The 1,721-nt window shown below is 60.5% G+C and carries 1 protein-coding gene; it reads left to right on the top strand.

The annotated features are described in order from the left end of the window. Window positions 1-54 precede the first annotated feature (54 nt). On the top strand, window positions 55-1,721 hold a 1,667-nt coding region (locus tag H7C86_RS36830; RefSeq protein WP_259349445.1), incomplete at its 3' end, for an amino acid adenylation domain-containing protein.

The following is a 1,721-nucleotide window of genomic DNA, read 5'->3' as shown; positions in this document are numbered from 1 at the left end:
GTCGAGATGTTCGAGGTGGAGTCTGTGGTGGAGCGTGGGTTGGTGTTGGGGGGTGTGAATGAGACGGATCGTTGTGTTGACGGTGTGACGTTGGCGGATTTGGTGGCGGCTTCGGTTGAGGTGTCGTCGGGTCGTGTGGCTGTGGTGTTCGGTGATGTGGTGTTGTCGTATGCCGAGTTCGGTGTGCGGGTGAATCGGTTGGCGCGGTGGTTGATCGGGCGTGGTGTGGGGCCGGATGTTTTGGTGGGTCTTGCGGTGGAGCGTTCGGTGGAGATGATCGTGGCGATGCATGCGGTTGTTGCTGCGGGTGGTGCGTATGTGCCGATTGATCCGGAGTTGCCGGTGGGCCGGATCGGGTTTGTGGTTGATTCGGCTGCGCCGCAGCTCGTGTTGACTGTTTCTGCGTTTGTGGGTGTGTTGCCTGTGGGTGTGGATGTTGTTGTTCTCGATGGTCTTGATGTGGGCGGGTTTTCGGGTGGTCGGGTTTCTGATGGTGATCGGGTTGCGCCGTTGCGGTCGGGTAATGCGGCGTATGTGATGTTCACGTCGGGTTCGACGGGTCGGCCGAAGGGGGTGTCGGTCAGTCATGGGGCGATTGTCAATCAGTTGGCGTGGTTGGCTGGGGAGTACGGGGTGGGTGCTGATGATCGGGTGATGGCGCGTGCGCCGTTCACGTTCGATGTGTCGGTGTGGGAGTCGTTTTTGCCGTTGACGGTGGGTGCGCGGTTGGTGGTGACGCGGCCGGGTGGGCATCGTGAGTTGGATTATCTTGCGGGTGTGATGGTCGAGCATGCGATTTCGGTGGCGGAGTTCGTTCCGTCGGTGCTTGCGGCGTTGGTGGCTGATGGTTTTGGTGGTGCGTTGGGTTCGTTGCGGCATTTGTTTGCCGGTGGTGAGGAGTTGTCGCCGGAGCTTGCGGTGGCGTTGGGTTCGTTGACGTCGGCCGCGGTGCATAACACGTACGGTCCGACGGAGGCGGCGATTACGACGACGGCGCATCGGATTGTGGGTTCGGTGTCGGGGGTGGTGCCGATCGGGACGCCGGTGTGGAATACGCGTGGGTATGTGTTGGATTCGCGGTTGCGTCCCGTGCCGGTGGGTGTTGCGGGTGAGTTGTATCTCGATGGTGCGCAGTTGGCTCGTGGTTATCATCGGCGTCCGGATTTGACGTCGGATCGGTTTGTGGCGAATCCGTTTGTGGTGGGTGCTCGGATGTATCGCACGGGTGATCGTGTGTTGTGGAGTGCTGCTGGGTCTTTGGTGTATTTGGGTCGGTCGGATTTTCAGGTGAAGATTCGTGGGGTGCGGATCGAGCTCGGTGAGATCGAGTCGGCGTTGGGTGCGTTGCCGGGTGTTTCGGGTGCTGTGGTGGTGGTGCATGGGGGGAGTCGTCTGGTCGGGTATGTGACGGCTGGATTCTCGGTCGATGCGGAAGTTTCGGTGGATTCGGTGGGGGCGCGGGCTGCGGTGGGGTTGGTGCTTCCGTCGTACATGGTTCCGGATGTGGTGGTTGTTGTTGACGAGTTCCCGTTGTCGAGTGCGGGGAAGTTGGATCGGAAGGCGTTGCCGGAGCCTGTTTTCGGTGTGCGGGTGTTTCGGGCGCCTGGTTCTGCTTCGGAGTTGGTGGTGGCTGCTGCTTTTGCGGTGGTTTTGGGGTGTGAGTCGCGGGTTGGTGTCGATGATGATTTCTTCGAGTTGGGTGGTAATTCGCTCAATGCGAC

The sequence above is a fragment of the Rhodococcus sp. UFZ-B548 genome (assembly GCF_903819475.1).
In the GTDB taxonomy this organism is placed as follows: domain Bacteria; phylum Actinomycetota; class Actinomycetes; order Mycobacteriales; family Mycobacteriaceae; genus Rhodococcus_F; species Rhodococcus_F erythropolis.
Note: the sequence above shows the minus strand (reverse complement) of the source record. Positions and strands in the feature narration are given on the sequence as shown.